This window comes from Plasticicumulans sp., assembly GCF_035331805.1.
In the GTDB taxonomy this organism is placed as follows: domain Bacteria; phylum Pseudomonadota; class Gammaproteobacteria; order Competibacterales; family Competibacteraceae; genus Plasticicumulans.
In genome coordinates, this window is the sequence record NZ_DAOLKE010000396.1 from 1,498 (window position 1) to 3,021 (window position 1,524).

The following is a 1,524-nucleotide window of genomic DNA, read 5'->3' on the forward strand; positions in this document are numbered from 1 at the left end:
TCGATCAGGATCTGCGCGCCGATGCCGTAGGTGCGCAGCTCCTGCGCCGACTCCGGCGCCGGCGGCTTGGCGGCCTGCGGCCCGTGCACCTGATAATGGCGGATGCGCCGCACCATTTCGCGCGGCTCCTCCTGACGCGCGAGCACGATGACGACGCCGGGCGCGGCATCGGCGGCGATGCGCGCCAGCGCATCGTCGAGCGGCCAGCCGCATTCGGCGATGCGCGCGCCGAAGAGATCGCCGAGCGTGTTCTGCACGTGCACGCGCACCAGCGCGGTGTCGGCCGGCCCCGGCCGGCCCTTGACCAGCGCGTAATGCAGCTGCCTCGTCAGCACGTCCTGATAGGCATAGAGACGGAAGTCTCCGTGCTTCGTCGGCAGCGGGCATTCGGCGACACGCTCGACGGTCGGCTCGTTGGCGAGGCGGTAGCGGATGAGATCCGCGATCGTGCCCATCTTGATGCCGTGCTCGGTGGCGAAGCGTTCGAGTTCCGGGCGGTGCGCCATCGTGCCGTCCTCGTTCAGCACCTCGCAGATCACCGCCGCCGGCTCGTAGCCGGCGAGGCGCGCGAGGTCGCAGCCGGCCTCGGTGTGGCCGGCGCGCGTCAGCACGCCGCCGGTCTGCGCCATCAGCGGGAAGATGTGGCCGGGCTGGACGAGGTCCTCGGGGCGCGCATCGGGGCGCACGGCGGTACGGATCGTGTGGGCGCGGTCGTACGCGGAGATGCCGGTGGTCACGCCCTCGGCGGCCTCGATCGAGACCGTGAAGTTGGTCGCGAACGGCGTGCCGTTGTTGGTGACCATCAGCGGCAGCCGCAGCTGCTGGCAGCGCTCGCGGGTCAGCGTCAGGCAGATCAGGCCGCGACCGTAGCGGGCCATGAAGTTGACATCCTCGGGCCGCGTCAGCGAGGCGATCATCAGCAGATCGCCTTCGTTCTCGCGGTCCTCGTCGTCCATCACCAGCACCATGCGCCCCTGACGCAGGTCGGTGAGCAGTTCTTCGATCGTGTTCAGCGACATGATGACTCGCAGGCCGGTACCGGACGCCGGTACCGGCGGTGACAGAGGCACGGCCCGGTGGCCGCGTACCCGATGAATGCGCTCAGGATACCGCCGGCGCCGACGGCCCGCGCGGGGCGAGCGTCAGGCGCAGGTCGCGACCGACGCTGCGCACGTCGGTCCAGTCGAATTCGAGGCGCTGCTCCATGCGTTCGAGGCCCGGCAGCCGCGCGAGGCCGCGCGCGGCATCGCCAAGCAGCAACGGTGCCAGATAGACGACGAGCTCATCGACCCGCCCGGCGGCGAGCAGCGCCCCGGCCAGCCGCGCGCCGCACTCGGCGTGAACCTCGTTGCAGCCGCGCGCCGCCAGGCTTGCGAGCACCGCATCGAGATCGAGACCGCCGCCCCGCACCGGCACGCGCTCGATGTCGACGCCGTACGCCGTCAGCGCCGCCGCCTCGGCGACGCCGGCCTGCGGGCCGCAGACGATCAGCGTGCGCCCGGGCCGGCCGATCAGGCGCGCGGC

Annotated in this window: 2 protein-coding genes; both read right to left on the minus strand. The window is 71.9% G+C overall.

All coding sequences use genetic code 11. From position 1 onward, the window contains the following. The coding region (gene ribB, locus PKE44_RS17430) for a 3,4-dihydroxy-2-butanone-4-phosphate synthase (protein ID WP_324553801.1) at positions 1–1,019 on the minus strand (1,019 nt) is incomplete at its 3' end. A gap of 82 nt (positions 1,020–1,101) precedes the next feature. After that, positions 1,102–1,524, minus strand: a 423-nt coding sequence (locus tag PKE44_RS17435) for a dihydrofolate reductase family protein (protein ID WP_324553802.1), incomplete at its 5' end; no start/stop codon positions are given.